Genomic DNA, 13662 nt, shown 5'->3' with positions numbered 1-13662 from the left:
CACGCTCGGCTAGGTTCGTGCCCATGAGTGCGCCCGGGCTCGACCCGACCTTCAGCGACCTGCCGCACCGTCGGCTCGGCGAGGTGGCCCTCTCGCGGGCCCAGGAGCTCGGTGCCGGCCATGCGGACTTCCGGTTCGAGCGCAACCGCTACCAGTACCTCGGCGCCCGCGACGGCGTCCTGCAGACCGCGAGCGACGCCGAGGACCTCGGTTTCGCGGTCCGAGTGGTCCACGAAGGTGCGTGGGGGTTCGCCTCCGGCGTGGTGCTGACCGACGACGAGGCCCGGCGCGTGGCCGAGACGGCTGTCGCCGTCGCCAAGGTGGCCGCCGCGATGACCACCACGCCCGTCGAGCTCGCGCCCGAGCCCGTCCACGACGACGTCACCTGGGTCTCCGGCTACGACGTCAACCCGCTCGAGGTCCCCACCCGCGACAAGTCCGCGCTCCTCGTCGACTGGACCGAGCGCCTGCGCGCCGGGGCCGCCGTCGCGCACGCCACTGCGTTCCTCCAGCAGGTCCAGGAGAACAAGTACTACGCCGACCTCTCCGGCACCCGCACGACCCAGCAGCGCGTACGCCTCCAGCCGGGGTTCGAGGCCACCGGCGAGGACGCGGAGACCGGCATCTTCGACTCCATGGCGTCCATCGCCCCGCCCGTCGGGCGCGGCTGGGAGTACCTCACCGACGGCCACTGGGACTGGGACGCCGAGCTCGCGGAGGTGCCGGAGCTCCTCGCCGAGAAGCTCCGGGCGCCGAGCGTCGAGGCGGGGACGTACGACCTCGTCGTCCACCCCTCCAACCTCTGGCTTACCATCCACGAGTCCATCGGTCACGCGACCGAGCTCGACCGTGCGCTGGGCTACGAGGCCAACTACGCCGGCACGTCCTTCGCGACCTACGACAAGCTCGGCACCCTCCAGTACGGCTCTCCGGTGATGAACGTCCGCGGCGACCGCACCCAGGAGCACGGCCTGGCCACCGTCGGCTACGACGACGAGGGCGTGCAGACCCAGGCCTGGGACATCGTGCGCGACGGCGTGCTGGTCGGCTACCAGCTCGACCGCTCGATGGGCCACCTCAAGCCCGAGCTCAACGAGGGGCGTTCCAACGGCTGCGCGTACGCCGACTCCCCCGGCCACATCCCGATCCAGCGGATGGCCAACGTGTCGCTCATGCCCGGCACCGACGGGCTGAGCACCGACGACCTGGTCTCGAGGGTCGAGCGCGGCATCTACGTCGTCGGCGACAAGTCGTGGTCGATCGACATGCAGAGGTTCAACTTCCAGTTCACCGGGCAGCGCTTCTACAAGATCACCGACGGCCGCCTCGACGGCATGCTCCGCGACGTGGCCTACCAGGCCACCACGACCGACTTCTGGGGCTCGATGGAGGCCGTCGGCGGGCAGGACACCTGGCTGCTCGGCGGCGCGTTCAACTGCGGCAAGGCCCAGCCGGGCCAGGTCGCAGCCGTCAGCCACGGCTGCCCGACAGCGCTCTTCCGGGGCGTCAACATCCTCAACACCATCGACGAGGCAGGCCGCTGATGACGACCACCCCGCGCACAACGGCCCAGCAGCTCGTCGAGCACGCGCTGGCGACCTCGACCGCCGACGACTGCATCGCCATCGTCCGCGACGTCACCAGCGCGAACCTGCGCTGGGCCAACAACACCCTCACCACCAACGGAGTCATGACCGAGGTCTCGGTGACCGTGGTCAGCTTCGTCGCTGTCGACGGCGGGACGGCCACCGGGTCGGTGTCGGGCAGTGCCTCGACCACCGAGCAGGTGACTGCCCTCGTCGAGGCCGCGGACGCCGCCGCGCGTGCCGCGTCGCCCGCCGAGGACGCGGCCGAGCTCGTGGCGGACGTGGCCTCGTCCGACTGGGACGAGGAGCCGGGGACCACCGACATCGGTGTCTACGACGCCTTCGCACCCGCCCTCGGCGAGGCCTTCGCCGAGGCCACCGCAGAGCGGCGACTGCTCTACGGCTTCGTCAACCACGACGTGACCACGACCTACCTCGGCTCCAGTCGCGGGCTGCGGCTGCGCCACGTCCAACCCACCGGGCACTACGCCTGCACCGGCAAGGACGACGCCCTGACCCGCAGCGCGTGGACGGGCGGGGCGACGCGCGACTTCCGCGACGTCGACGCCGCCGCGATGGCCGCCACCGTCAAGCAGCGGCTGGGCTGGGCCGAGCGGCGGGTCGACCTGCCGGCGGGTCGCTACGACACGATCCTGCCGCCCTCCTCGGTGGCCGACCTGATGATCGACGCCTACTGGGGCGCCGGCGCCCGCGTCGCGCACGAGGGCGAGTCCGTCTACAGCCGCCGCGGAGGCGGCACCCGGATCGGTGACAAGATCGCCGCGCCAGGCGTGAGCCTCTTCTCCGACCCCGCGTACGCCGGTCTCGAGTGCGCGCCCTTCGTGGTCACCGGCGCCTCCGACAACACCGACTCGGTCTTCGACAACGGTCTCCCGCTCGAGCGCACCGACTGGATCCGCGACGGCCTCCTCACCGGGCTCATCCAGACCCGGCACTCGGCCCGGATGACCGGCCAGCCGGTCACCCCGATGATCGACAACCTGGTCCTCGAGGTCGGCGACGGCGCGGGCACCGTCGACGACCTGGTCGCCGGCACGCAGCGCGGCCTGCTGCTGACCTGCCTGTGGTACATCCGCGAGGTCGACCCGCAGACCATGCTCCTGACCGGCCTCACCCGCGACGGCGTCTACGTCGTCGAGGACGGCGAGATCGTCGGCGCCGCCAACAACTTCCGCTGGAACGAGAGCCCGATCGACCTGCTCAACCGGTTCAGCGCCGCCACCGACACGGTGCCGAGCTTCAGCCGCGAGTGGGGCGACGACTACTTCTCGCGCACCGCCACCCCTGCCCTGCGGATCCCCGACTTCAACATGTCGAGCGTCTCGCAGGGCGTGTGAGCGGGGCCGGGGCCGGATCCCGACGGGGCGTCACTCGAGCCGCTGCACGCGTACGCGGTGGTCGCCGCTGTTGTCGCCGTCGATGTCGGAGTCGCGGGTCCGGGAGATGTGGCGCACCTTCTCGCGGTGCCCCTGCACCGGCTGCGCCGTGATCAGGGTGTCGCGCTCGTAGGCGTGGGACTTGTCGGTGTTGCGGTAGTAGCGGTAGAGCGACCAGTAGGTCGCGACCGCGCCGGCCGGGCCCGCGGCGAGCAGCCACAGCGGCGCGTCGTCGCCCGAGGTGGCCAGGACGAACTGGTGCAGGACGACCTCGATCATGCCGTCGCCACCAGGATGTAGCCGGCGATGCCCTCGAGGAAGGTGCCGACCGTCAGCGCAGCCGCGATCAGGCGGGGCTGGGAGACCGGGACGCTGCCCATCGTCTCCCCCGTTCGCGCGTTGACCGCGATGTAGTGCAGCATCCGGGTGTTCTCCTGGTAGTAGGAGTAGAGCCACACGGGCAGGTACATCGCGACCCACCTCGAGCCGCCGACGTCGATCTTCTCGGCCTCCCAGCGCACCCCGCGATCGAACTCCCCCAGCGTCGGGTGCACCTGCGAGCGTCCGATGGAGAGCAGCTGGTCCTCCAGGACTGGCTGGAGGTCGGTGACGTCGAGGTCCCGTTTCTCGCTGGTGTACCCGACGAGGTAGCTGGAGTTCCACCTCACCGCGTTCTTGGTGTCGAACGGCAGGATCGTGTTCACGATGTTGTTGGTCGTGCCCGAGCCGAAGTCCGCGCGGTCCTGGGCCCCCTCGATCGTCAGGTCGTCGACCGTGAAGGCGACCGAGCGGTCGACCCGGTAGACGTCGGCGGCGTAGTAGGTGACCGAGTTGTCGCCCTGCTTCTCCGTCCAGCGACGGGTCTGCACCTCGCCCTGCCCGACGTACGCCGCCTCCGCGCGGGCGTCGATCACGAGGTAGGGCAGGTACACGCCGAGCACGTTCTCCGGGACGAACTCCTTCTTGAACCGCGGGTGCGCGAACAGGCGTCGCGACGATGCGAACGCGCGGATCTTCTCCACCGCCTCGTCGCGGGTCAGCCGGAACGGCAGCACCGCGTCGGGCACTGCCCCGTTGGGCGTGCGCTGGTTGACGTTGAGGGTGTGCCGGCACCAGTGGCACCGCGCGTTCATCGCGTGGGCGGTGTCGACCACGACATCGGCGCCGCACCCGCCGCACGTCATCGTGATCACGTCGTCGTCGTCGGTGATCGCCTCGGCCCCGCCTGCCACGACGGTCCCCTCGAGGTCGTCGATCCCCACCCCGAGGCCGAGCTCCTCCTCGACGCGCGCCTCCTGCCACTGGTGGCGGCAGAAGAGGCAGATCAGCATCTCGGTCGACCCGCGCAGCCGTACGTCCGTCGATCCGCACTTCGGGCAGCGGTTGAGCCCGTCGGACAGCGACTCGTTGACGGTCTCGATGTCGGGACCGGGCTCGGGCTCGGCGCGCGCGGCGGCGAGCTCCTCCTCCAGCGACAGCGGCGGACCGTCGAACGGCGGCTGGCGCGGCTCGCGGGGTTCGCTGGGCGGTGTGGCGTCCTGTGTCATCCCAGACGTCCTCTCAGGGGCCGGCGCCCTCAGAGGCCCAGCGCCTTGGCCTTCACCGCGTCGTAGTCCTCCTGGGTGATCAGGCCGGCGTCGAGCATCTCCTTGGCGCGCGTGAGCACCGCGACCGGGTCCTCGGCAGCAGGAGCAGCGGCAGGAGCAGCGGCTGCCGGCTCGGCCGGGGCGGCAGGTGCCTGCTGGGTCGGCTGCTGGGTCGGCTGCTGGGCCGGCTGCTGGAGCCCGCCGAGCCCCATCCCGCCCGTGGCCATGCCCATCCCCACCAGCCCTCCGGGACCGGCGTTCTCACCGGCCGCCTCGATGCCGGCGGCGACGGACGCCTGGAGGTTGGAGTTGCCGCGGCTTCCTGAGAGGGCGTCGGCGCGCTGGACGTTCTTGAGCAGCTCGCGCGTGTTCTCGTCGTACTCGATGGAGATGATGGCCGTCTTGGCGATCTCCAGGCCACGGTCGGTGCGCCAGCGGTAGTTCTCCTCGACCGCCGCCGACAGCGACTGGGCGAACCCGACGGAGTCCTGCTGGAGCCGGCTGATCCGGTTCCCCTTCGCGGGGTCGTTGGTGTACATCGAGAAGGCGGGCGCCAGCGACCCGACGACCTCGTTGAACAGCTGCTCACCGGCCGGGTTGTCGAGGTCGGTGAAGTCGAAGACGCCCTTCCCGCTGATCACGCTCGCGGACACGAAGTTGCGGATGAAGGTGAGCGGGTCGGTGATCCTGAGGGTGTAGGTGCCGCGGGTGATCGCGCCGACTTGCGTGTTGAGGAACGCGTCGTCCCAGTAGATCTCCGACTGGGTGCCGAACTTGTTGTTGGGCAGCTCCTTGAGTGCGACGAAGACCGCGGTCTGCTGCGACCCGGGCCGGCCGCCGAACTTGAAGCGCTCCCAGCTCTGCTTGATGATCGCGTCGACCAGTCCGCCGCCGGTGAACACCGACTGCGACGAGGCCTCGTCGGAGTCCCACACGTAGCCGCCGGGCTGGGCGGCGAACCCGGTGAAGGCGCCGTCCTCGATCAGGACCAGCCCGTATCCCTCCGGCACGACGATCTTGGAACCGTTGGTGATCACGCCCTCCGAGGCGCTGTCGTTGGCGCCGCGGCCCGCGTTCTCCCCCTTGCGGACCGCCGGGAACAGCGCGGCCGTGGCAGGGAGCCCGTCCGGCACGCCGAAGAAGTCGAGCCACTGGTCCGCGAGCGTCCCGCCGACGGCGCCGCTGACTGCCTGGAAGAGTCCCATGCCGAATCCCATCCCTCGGGTCCAGGTGCGGGGCGGGTTCGCCCGCACGTCGTCGGCGCCCTCCCGTCGGGCCGACGGCGGCAACCCTAGCGGTCAGCGGGGGTGTCCGCCGGGGATGTCGACGTCCGGGTCGTACGGGGTGCGCGTGTAGACGAAGGTCGCGCACTCGAGGTGGTGCACCGAGCCGTCGGGCCGGCGCACGACCTGCAGCGGCTCGCCGCGGTGGTAGCCCAGCGTGCCGACCAGGCCGCCGTCGACGACCTCGAAGCGGTTGGTCACCACGTTGCCCCGCGCCATGGCCCGCAGCTCGAGCCCCTCGTTGTGCCAGCGCACGTCGTACGCCGTGTTGCCCCAGAACCACAGGCCCGGCACGCCGTACGCCTCGGGGGGCAGCACGATGGTGGGTCGCCAGGGTGCGGGCCGGGAGTCGTCGGCGTCGGGGTCGCCCTCGATGAGCGACACGGCGAGGTCGCGCGGGTTGATCCCGGTGGTGGCGTTGGTGAGCACCGCCGCACCGATCCCGCTGCCGGGGTCGACGTGCAGGGCGGCGAGGAACCCGGGCATCGAACCGTTGTGGCCGACCAGCCGGCCACCCGGGTGGATGCCGAGCATCAGGCCGAGGCCGTAGTCGGGCATGACCGGTCGCTGCATCTCCTCCAGCGTGGCCGGTGACAGCACGTCGGACCGTGCGCCGCCGAGGACCTGCCCCCAGGTGACGAGGTCCGCCAGCGTCGACCAGAGCTGTCCTGCCGGCGCCATCGCCCCGGTGTCGGTCAGGGGTTCGTGCACCCGGATCCCGGTGAAGTGGTCGACGCTCCACCCCGGCTGCGCCCCGGGACGGGGCAGGTAGGACGTGGCGCGCATCCCGAGCGGCTGCAGCAGTCGCTCGGCGACGAGGTGCCGCCACGGTGCTCCGAGCCGGCGGGTGACCACCTCGCCGAGCAGGCCGTAGCCGAGGTTGGAGTAGTGGAACCACTCCCCCGCGCCGGCCACCCGCCCGCTGCCGTCGTTGGCCCGCACCAGTGACGCGAAGTCGCCGCCGCGGGTGCGCTCCCACCACGGTCCGCGGGGCTCGCTCTGCATGCCCGACGAGTGCGCCAGGGCCTCCCGGATGCTCACCTCGCCGTAGCCGACGTCGCCGAGGTGGGCGGACAGCGGGTCGTCGAGGTCGAGCAGGCCCGCGTCGCGCGCCTGCATCACCAGCACGGCCGTCATCGTCTTGGTGATCGAGCCGATGCGGTACTGGCCGTCGAGCCCCGGGGCCTGGCCCGCGCCCCCGGCCCACACTGCGCCGTAGCGGTCGAAGACGGCACCGACCACGGACGTCAGCCGGCCCTCGGCCTGGGCGACGTCGAGGAGTCGCTGGCGCTGGTCACTCACGCCAGCGACCCTAGAGCACCGCCGTCCGGACCGGACCCCGCTTCACTCCTGGGCGAACGCCTCCGGCGGCGGGCACGCGCAGACCAGGTTGCGGTCGCCGTACGCCTGGTCGATCCGCGCCACCGGCGGCCAGTACTTGTCGGGGTCGATGCCGCGGGGGAACACCGCCACCTCCCGCGAGTACGGGCGGTCCCACTCGCCGACGAGCGCGCGGGCGGTGTGGGGTGCGTGGCGCAGGGGCGAGTCCTCCGGCGTCCACTCCCCCGCCTCGACCCGCGCGATCTCCTCGCGGATGGCGATCATCGCGTCGCAGAAGCGGTCGATCTCGGCGAGGTCCTCGGACTCGGTCGGCTCGACCATCAGTGTCCCGGCGACCGGGAACGACATGGTCGGCGCGTGGAAGCCGTGGTCGACCAGTCGCTTGGCGACGTCATCGACGGTGACGCCGCTGGCCTTGGTGATCCCGCGGAGGTCGAGGATGCACTCGTGGGCCACGAGGTCCCCGCGACCGCGGTAGAGCACCGGGAAGTGGTCGCCGAGCCGGTGCGCGATGTAGTTGGCCGACAGCACGGCCACGGCCGTCGCGCGGGTCAGGCCCTCGGCGCCCATCATCCGGATGTAGGCCCAGGTGATCGGCAGGATGCCGGCCGAGCCGTACGGCGCCGCGCTGATGGGACCGATCCCCTGGCGCTTGTCGGCGTCGGGGTGCCAGCCGTGCGAGGGGAGGTAGGGCGCGAGGTGGGCGCGTACGGCCACGGGACCCACGCCCGGACCGCCGCCGCCGTGGGGGATGCAGAAGGTCTTGTGCAGGTTGAGGTGGGAGACGTCGCCGCCGAACTCGCCCGGCTTGGCATAGCCCAGCAGCGCGTTGAGGTTGGCGCCGTCGACGTAGACCTGACCGCCGTGGTCGTGGACGATCTTGCAGAGGTCGGTGATGGTGTCCTCGTAGGCCCCGTGGGTCGAGGGGTAGGTCACCATGATCGCGGCCAGCGTGTCCGCGTGCTGGTCGCACTTGGCGCGCAGGTCGTCGAGGTCGACCGAGCCGTCGTCGGCGGCCTTGACCACGACCACCTTCATCCCCGCCATCACGGCCGAGGCGGCATTGGTGCCGTGGGCCGACGACGGGATGAGGCAGACGTCCCGGATCGGTTCGGAGCCGTCGGCAGAACGGTTGGCAGCGTGGTAGCCGCGGATGGCCAGCAGCCCGGCGAGCTCGCCCTGCGAGCCGGCGTTGGGCTGCACGGAGACCTTGTGGTAGCCGGTGACCTCCGCCAGCCACGTCTCGACGTCGTCGACGAGCTCGCGGTAGCCGGTGGCGTCCTGGGCCGGCGCGAACGGGTGGAGGTCGGCGAAGCCGGGCAGGCTGACCGGCTCCATCTCGGTCGTCGCGTTGAGCTTCATCGTGCACGAGCCGAGGGGGATCATGCCGCGGTCGAGGGCGTAGTCGCGCGACGACAGCCGGTGCAGGTAGCGCAGCATCTGGGTCTCGCTGCGGTGGGAGTTGAACACCTCGTGGGTGAGGAAGTCGGTGGTGCGGTGCAGCGCGTCGGGCAGCCCCGACGTCTCGTCGTCGGCCGGCGCGACTCCGAACGCCCGGAGGACCGCGGCGACCGTGGAGGGGCTGGTGCGCTCCGAGGTGGACAGCCCGACGTGGTCGGCGTCGATCAGGCGCAGGTGCAGTCCCACCTGGCGCGCCGCGGCGACGACCTCGCCCGCACGGCCGGGCACCGTCACGGTCAGGGTGTCGAACCACGTGTCGTTGACGACCTCCACTCCCCCGGCCCGCAGCGACGCAGCGATCCGGTTGGCGTGGTCGTGCGTGCGCCGCGCGATCCGGCGCAACCCCTCGGGCCCGTGGTAGACGGCGTACATCGACGCCACGACGGCCAGCAGCACCTGCGCGGTGCAGATGTTGGAGGTCGCCTTGTCGCGGCGGATGTGCTGCTCGCGCGTCTGGAGCGCCAGCCGGTAGGCCGGGCGGCCCTCCGCGTCGACCGAGACGCCCACGAGGCGTCCGGGCAGGTGCCGCTCGAGGCCGGCGGCCACGGACATGAAGCCGGCGTGCGGACCGCCGTAGAACAGGGGTACGCCGAAGCGCTGGGACGACCCGACCACCACGTCCGCGCCGAGGGTGCCCGGCGCCTCGAGGAGCGCGAGGGACAGGATGTCGGCGGCGACGACCGCGAGCCCACCGCGCTCGTGGACGGCGTCGATGACCGGCCGCGGGTCGAGCACCGCGCCCGAGGCGCCGGGGTACTGGACGAGCACGCCGCACAGCTCACCGTCGGGCAGTCCCTCGCTGAGGTCGGCCACGACGACCTCGATGCCCATCCCCTCGGCGCGGGTGCGGATCACGTCGATGGTCTGAGGGAGTGCGTCGGCGTCGACGACGAACGGTCCGCTGGCGTTGCGCTGGGCACGGCGTACGAGCGTCATGGCCTCGGCGGCAGCGGTCCCCTCGTCGAGGAGGGACGCGTTGGCGGTCGGCAGGCCGGTGAGGTCGGCCACGACGGTCTGGAAGTTGAGCAGCGCCTCGAGGCGCCCCTGCGAGATCTCGGGCTGGTAGGGCGTGTACGCGGTGTACCAGGACGGATCCTCGAGCACGTTGCGGCGGATCACGGGCGGGGTGATCGTGGCGTGGTAGCCCAGGCCGATCATCGCCTCGGCCGGTCGGTTCTGCGAGGCGAGCGTACGCAGGGCGCGTGCGGTGGCCTCCTCGTCCAGCGGGTCGGGCAGGTCGAGCCCGGCTGCCGTACGGATCCCGCCGGGCACCGCGGCGGACATCAGCGACTCGAGTGAGTCGTGGCCGACCGCCTCCAGCATGTGCGCGATCTCTGCGTCGTCCGGGCCGATGTGGCGGGCGACGAACTCACCCAGGCCGTCGGAGCTGGTGACATCGGTCGAGGTGATGTCCGTCGAGGTGGGGGTCTGGCTGGCGTCGGGCACGAGGGGCTCCCTGAGGTCGCGTCACGTGACCTCCCCCTCTGTCGGTCCGGTGACCTCCAGAGTGCCAACCCGTGCGGTCCGGGTGCCTGAGAGGTTCCGGGGAGGAATTGCCCCTTCGGCGCACGGTCTCCCGGCTGGTGACCGGTCGCCGTGACTCTCCCGCACGGGATGTCGGCGTCGTCGAGTCTAGCCCCCGCCGTCCGGGCGCCCATGCCGAAGGTGGGGGAAAGAGACGTCGGAAATGGACGACGCCGCCCGGTGGCCGGGCGGCGTCGTCGGAGGATCGTGCAGTCGCGTGCGTGCTCAGCCGGTCTGGCGGGCCGCACGCCGGGCGGCGAGCTCGTCGCCCGGGAGGGTGGCGGCCGGCTCCTCGGCGGTCCGCTCGGACGGGAGCTCCGCGAGCGTGCCCTCGATCTCGCGCCAGACTCCGCCGATGGCGATGCCGAACACGCCCTGGCCGCCCTGGAGCAGGTCGATGACCTCGTCGTTGCTGGTGCACTCGTAGACCGAGGCGCCGTCGCTCATGAGCGTGACGCGCGTCAGGTCGTCGGTGCCGCGCTCGCGCAGGTGGGCGGTGGCGGTGCGGATCTGCTGGAGCGAGATGCCCGCGTCGAGCAGCCGCTTGACGACCTTGAGGATCAGGATGTCGCGGAAGGAGTAGAGCCGCTGCGAGCCCGAGCCGGCGGCGCCGCGGACGCTCGGCTCGACCAGGCCCGTACGGGCCCAGTAGTCGAGCTGGCGGTAGGTGATCCCGGCAGCGTTGCAGGCCGTCGGGCCGCGGTAGCCGGTGTCGCTCGGCAGCGGCGAGACGTCGTCGTCGAAGAGCAGCCCCTGCTCCTCGGCGAGGTCGGCGGCCTCCGCCGCAGCCTTCACGCGGGCGGCGTCTGCGCCGTGTTCGTTCTCGTTGCTAGCCACTGCGACCCTCCAGGTCAGATCCTCCGCTGAGCGGTAACTCCTGGGGGAAGGACCCGCCTGGCGGCCGGAGGACCGGACAACCACAGCGGTGGAGTTACAACAGAGACAGTTCAAGGTAAGCCCGACGGTGCGGCTTGTCCATCCACGACCCGGCGTGTCGCAACCCTCAACCTCAGGTTGAGGGTCAGTGTTTCTGGTGGGGCCGGAGTGCCGTCGCGTGCGGTCGTGCGACGCGGTTCAGTGCGCCTCGAAGTCGTCGGGCGAGACGTGGTCGAGGAACTCGCGGAACCGCTCGACCTCGTCCTCCTGCTCGGCCGGCACCGCGAGTCCGGCTTCTTCGAGCACCGACTCCGCGCACACGATCCGGCTGCCCGTGCGCAGCGCCAGCGCGATCGAGTCCGACGGCCGCGCCCCGACCTCCGCGCCGCCGTCGAAGGCGAGCTGCGCGAAGAACACACCGTCCTGCATGTCGATGATGCGCACCTCCTCGAGCCGCTGGCCGGTGGCCTCCAGCACGTCGCGCATCAGGTCGTGCGTCAGCGGGCGCGGCGGCGTGACGCCCTGCTGGGCGAAGGCGATGGCGGTTGCCTCGACGGCCCCGATCCAGATCGGCAGGTAGCGCTCCCCCGTCACCTCGCGCAGGAGCACGATCGGCTGGTTGGAGGGCATCTCGACGCGGACTCCGACGACGTCCATTTCGCGCATGCCTCCAGACTACTCACGTGTCCTGACCCGTGCGGGGCACCCGCCCGGTCCGGCCGATGCCGAGCCGTACGCCGCCGAGCGGCGGTTCGTCAGCCGCGGTCGAGGCCGATCTTCACGAGGGTCGCGTGCAGCCGCACCGACAGGGCCGCGATCTCGGAGGTCGCGTCCTCGGCGCGACCACGTGCGGCGGCGTCGCGACCGCGGGCCAGCGGCGCCACGACCTGCTGCACCAGCCCTACCTCGCGGTCCGCTGCAGTCTTGAAGGCGCGGAGGTGGCGGGGCTCGAAGCCGAAGTCGGCGAGCTCACGGGCGGTCTGGGCCACGACCAGGGCGTCGCTGTCGAAGTGACCTGTGCCGGTGCGCGCGGCGACGAGGCCGTACTGCTCGAGCTGGACGAGCAGGTCCTCGGAGATGTCGGCCACCTTGAGCAGCTCGCGCCGCGAGAGGCGCAGGTCGCTGGAGCGTCGGAACGACTCGGGGCTGGGCAGACCGTCGGAGCTGAGCGCCACCTTGGGCACGGTCGGGACGACCGACTCGATCGCGGGCGGCTCGAGGCCTCGGTCGATGGCGTCGAGGTGGTCACCGATCACCTTGAGCGGCAGGTAGTGGTCACGCTGCATCAGCAGGATGTAGCGCAGCCGCTCGACGTCGTCGCCGGAGAACTTGCGGTAGCCCGCAGCAGTGCGCTCGGGCTTGACCAGGCCCTGCTCCTCGAGGAACCGGATCTTGGGGATCGTCACGCCCGGGAAGTCGGCGCGGAGCTGGTCGAGGACCTGCCCGATGTTGTAGCGGGCGCCGCGACTCGAGCCCGCGGACGTCGAGGCACTCACGGATCAGTGGTCCGGGTGGGATGAGAAGAAGACGAGGCGGTACTTGCCGATCTGGACCTCGTCTCCGTCGTTGAGCTCGACGGAGTCGATCCGGTCGCGGTTGACGTAGGTGCCGTTGAGGCTGCCGACGTCGCTGACGCTGTAGCCGTTGCCCGCGCGGCGGAACTCCGCGTGCCGGCGCGAGACGGTGACGTCGTCGAGGAAGATCTCGCTGTCCGGGTGGCGCCCCGCGCCCACGACCTCGGTGTCGAGGAGGAAGCGGCTGCCCGCGCTCGGACCGCGCTGCACCACGAGCAGCGCGTGGCCGGCCGGGAGCGCGTCGACGGCCGCGGCATCGACCGGGCTGAGCTGTCGGTCGGACGACTCGCGCTGGTCGGGCGCCCCGAAGGTGATCGTCGCAGTGGTCTCGACCTGGCTTGGCTCGACCGGGCTCGCGCCCGTGTCCTCCCCGCCGAGCAGCCTGGTGCCGCACTGGGCACAGAAGCGGGCATCGTCAGGGTTCTGCTTGCCACAGGCGGTGCAGAACGGCATGGGGAACTCCTCGACGGATCGACGCTGAACCCTCAGGCGAGGGTTGAGGTTGACGGTTGTCCCGAACCTACCAGTCCCGCCATGGACGCGACGGACGATCCGTCAGCGAGCCAGCAGGCCATCGGGGTGTGATCGGGGTGGGCGCTCGGGACTGGTCAGCCGTCCAGGCCGGCCTGGTAGGCGGCGGCGTCCATCAGGCCGTCCACCTCGGCGGCGTCGGACACGCTCACCTCGAACAGCCAGCCCGCCTCGTAGGGGTCGCTGTTGACGAGCTCGGGCGTCGAGTCGAGGGCCGGGTTGGTGGCCACGACCTCGCCGGTCACCGGCGCGTAGATGTCGCTGACCGACTTGGTCGACTCCAGCTCGCCGCACGTCTCCCCCGCGGTCACCTGGTCGCCGACCTGCGGGAGGGAGACGTACACGATGTCGCCGAGCGCGTCCTGCGCGAAGTCGGTGATCCCGATCCGGACCGAGCCGTCGGTGTCGCCGGGCGTACGCACCCACTCGTGCTCGCTGGTGTACTTGAGGTTCTCCGGATACACGTGGGCTCCTTGGGTGTGTCGGCGGGATCAGGGGTGGAT

12 protein-coding genes and 1 riboswitch are annotated in these 13662 nt (G+C 71.4%); of the genes, 2 read left to right on the top strand and 10 right to left on the bottom strand.

What is annotated here, in order from left to right:
* The first annotated feature begins 23 nt into the window (after window positions 1-23).
* Together IEZ24_RS11215 and IEZ24_RS11210 are read left to right on the top strand one after the other, a co-directional pair.
* Window positions 24-1544 carry a TldD/PmbA family protein gene (locus IEZ24_RS11215; protein WP_129454027.1) on the top strand — a complete coding sequence of 507 codons (1521 nt, stop codon included), beginning with the start codon at window positions 24-26 and terminating at the stop codon, window positions 1542-1544.
* The gene (locus IEZ24_RS11210) at window positions 1544-2944 is read left to right on the top strand and encodes a metallopeptidase TldD-related protein (RefSeq protein ID WP_129454028.1); all 1401 of its coding nucleotides are present in this window, start codon (window positions 1544-1546) and stop codon (window positions 2942-2944) included. Before IEZ24_RS11215 ends, IEZ24_RS11210 begins: the two co-directional genes overlap by 1 nt.
* A gap of 30 nt (window positions 2945-2974) precedes the next feature.
* Here the strand turns inward: IEZ24_RS11210 and IEZ24_RS11205 are convergent, their stop codons facing one another.
* The 10 genes from IEZ24_RS11205 to gcvH all read right to left on the bottom strand — a co-directional run bounded on the left by IEZ24_RS11205 (window position 2975) and on the right by gcvH (window position 13623).
* Window positions 2975-3262 carry a hypothetical protein gene (locus IEZ24_RS11205; RefSeq protein ID WP_129454029.1) on the bottom strand — a complete coding sequence of 96 codons (288 nt, stop codon included), beginning with the start codon at window positions 3260-3262 and terminating at the stop codon, window positions 2975-2977.
* On the bottom strand, window positions 3259-4530 hold the full coding sequence (locus IEZ24_RS11200) for a TFIIB-type zinc ribbon-containing protein (RefSeq protein WP_129454030.1): 1272 nt from the start codon (window positions 4528-4530) through the stop codon (window positions 3259-3261). The genes IEZ24_RS11205 and IEZ24_RS11200 overlap by 4 nt, the downstream gene beginning before the upstream one ends.
* 29 nt (window positions 4531-4559) lie before the next feature.
* On the bottom strand, window positions 4560-5774 hold the full coding sequence (locus IEZ24_RS11195; protein ID WP_129454031.1) for an SPFH domain-containing protein: 1215 nt from the start codon (window positions 5772-5774) through the stop codon (window positions 4560-4562).
* Window positions 5775-5867: 93 nt separating this feature from the next.
* Entirely contained in the window at window positions 5868-7154 is a 1287-nt protein-coding gene (locus IEZ24_RS11190; protein WP_129454032.1) for a serine hydrolase domain-containing protein, read from the bottom strand.
* A gap of 42 nt (window positions 7155-7196) precedes the next feature.
* Window positions 7197-10031, bottom strand: a complete 2835-nt coding sequence (gene gcvP / locus IEZ24_RS11185) for an aminomethyl-transferring glycine dehydrogenase (protein ID WP_129454091.1) — start codon at window positions 10029-10031, stop codon at window positions 7197-7199.
* A gap of 133 nt (window positions 10032-10164) precedes the next feature.
* Window positions 10165-10272, bottom strand: a riboswitch (glycine riboswitch).
* A 131-nt stretch (window positions 10273-10403) separates the two neighbouring features.
* Window positions 10404-10973, bottom strand: coding sequence for a MerR family transcriptional regulator (locus tag IEZ24_RS11180; RefSeq protein WP_129454092.1), 570 nt, complete (start codon window positions 10971-10973; stop codon window positions 10404-10406).
* A 279-nt stretch (window positions 10974-11252) separates the two neighbouring features.
* Complete coding sequence (locus tag IEZ24_RS11175; protein WP_129454033.1) at window positions 11253-11720, bottom strand: bifunctional nuclease family protein; 468 nt, start codon at window positions 11718-11720, stop codon at window positions 11253-11255.
* Between the two features lie 89 nt (window positions 11721-11809).
* Window positions 11810-12550, bottom strand: a complete 741-nt coding sequence (ftsR, locus tag IEZ24_RS11170; protein ID WP_129454034.1) for a transcriptional regulator FtsR — start codon at window positions 12548-12550, stop codon at window positions 11810-11812.
* Between the two features lie 3 nt (window positions 12551-12553).
* Entirely contained in the window at window positions 12554-13081 is a 528-nt protein-coding gene (locus IEZ24_RS11165; protein ID WP_129454035.1) for an FHA domain-containing protein, read from the bottom strand.
* A gap of 155 nt (window positions 13082-13236) precedes the next feature.
* Window positions 13237-13623: a glycine cleavage system protein GcvH gene (gene gcvH, locus IEZ24_RS11160; RefSeq protein WP_129454036.1), complete on the bottom strand. Its 387-nt coding sequence runs from the start codon at window positions 13621-13623 to the stop codon at window positions 13237-13239.
* Window positions 13624-13662: the final 39 nt, after the last annotated feature.

Origin of the sequence: Nocardioides ganghwensis, assembly GCF_014779655.1 — a bacterium.
Classification (GTDB): domain Bacteria; phylum Actinomycetota; class Actinomycetes; order Propionibacteriales; family Nocardioidaceae; genus Nocardioides; species Nocardioides ganghwensis.
Note: the sequence above shows the minus strand (reverse complement) of the source record. Positions and strands in the feature narration are given on the sequence as shown.

Coding starts and splice junctions, on each gene's coding strand:
- IEZ24_RS11215 (WP_129454027.1), top strand. CDS start 24: ATGAGTGCGCCCGGGCTCGACCCGACCTTCAGCGACCTGCCGCACCGT.
- IEZ24_RS11210 (WP_129454028.1), top strand. CDS start 1,544: ATGACGACCACCCCGCGCACAACGGCCCAGCAGCTCGTCGAGCACGCG.
- IEZ24_RS11205 (WP_129454029.1), bottom strand. CDS start 3,262: ATGATCGAGGTCGTCCTGCACCAGTTCGTCCTGGCCACCTCGGGCGAC.
- IEZ24_RS11200 (WP_129454030.1), bottom strand. CDS start 4,530: ATGACACAGGACGCCACACCGCCCAGCGAACCCCGCGAGCCGCGCCAG.
- IEZ24_RS11195 (WP_129454031.1), bottom strand. CDS start 5,774: ATGGGACTCTTCCAGGCAGTCAGCGGCGCCGTCGGCGGGACGCTCGCG.
- IEZ24_RS11175 (WP_129454033.1), bottom strand. CDS start 11,720: ATGCGCGAAATGGACGTCGTCGGAGTCCGCGTCGAGATGCCCTCCAAC.
- IEZ24_RS11165 (WP_129454035.1), bottom strand. CDS start 13,081: ATGCCGTTCTGCACCGCCTGTGGCAAGCAGAACCCTGACGATGCCCGC.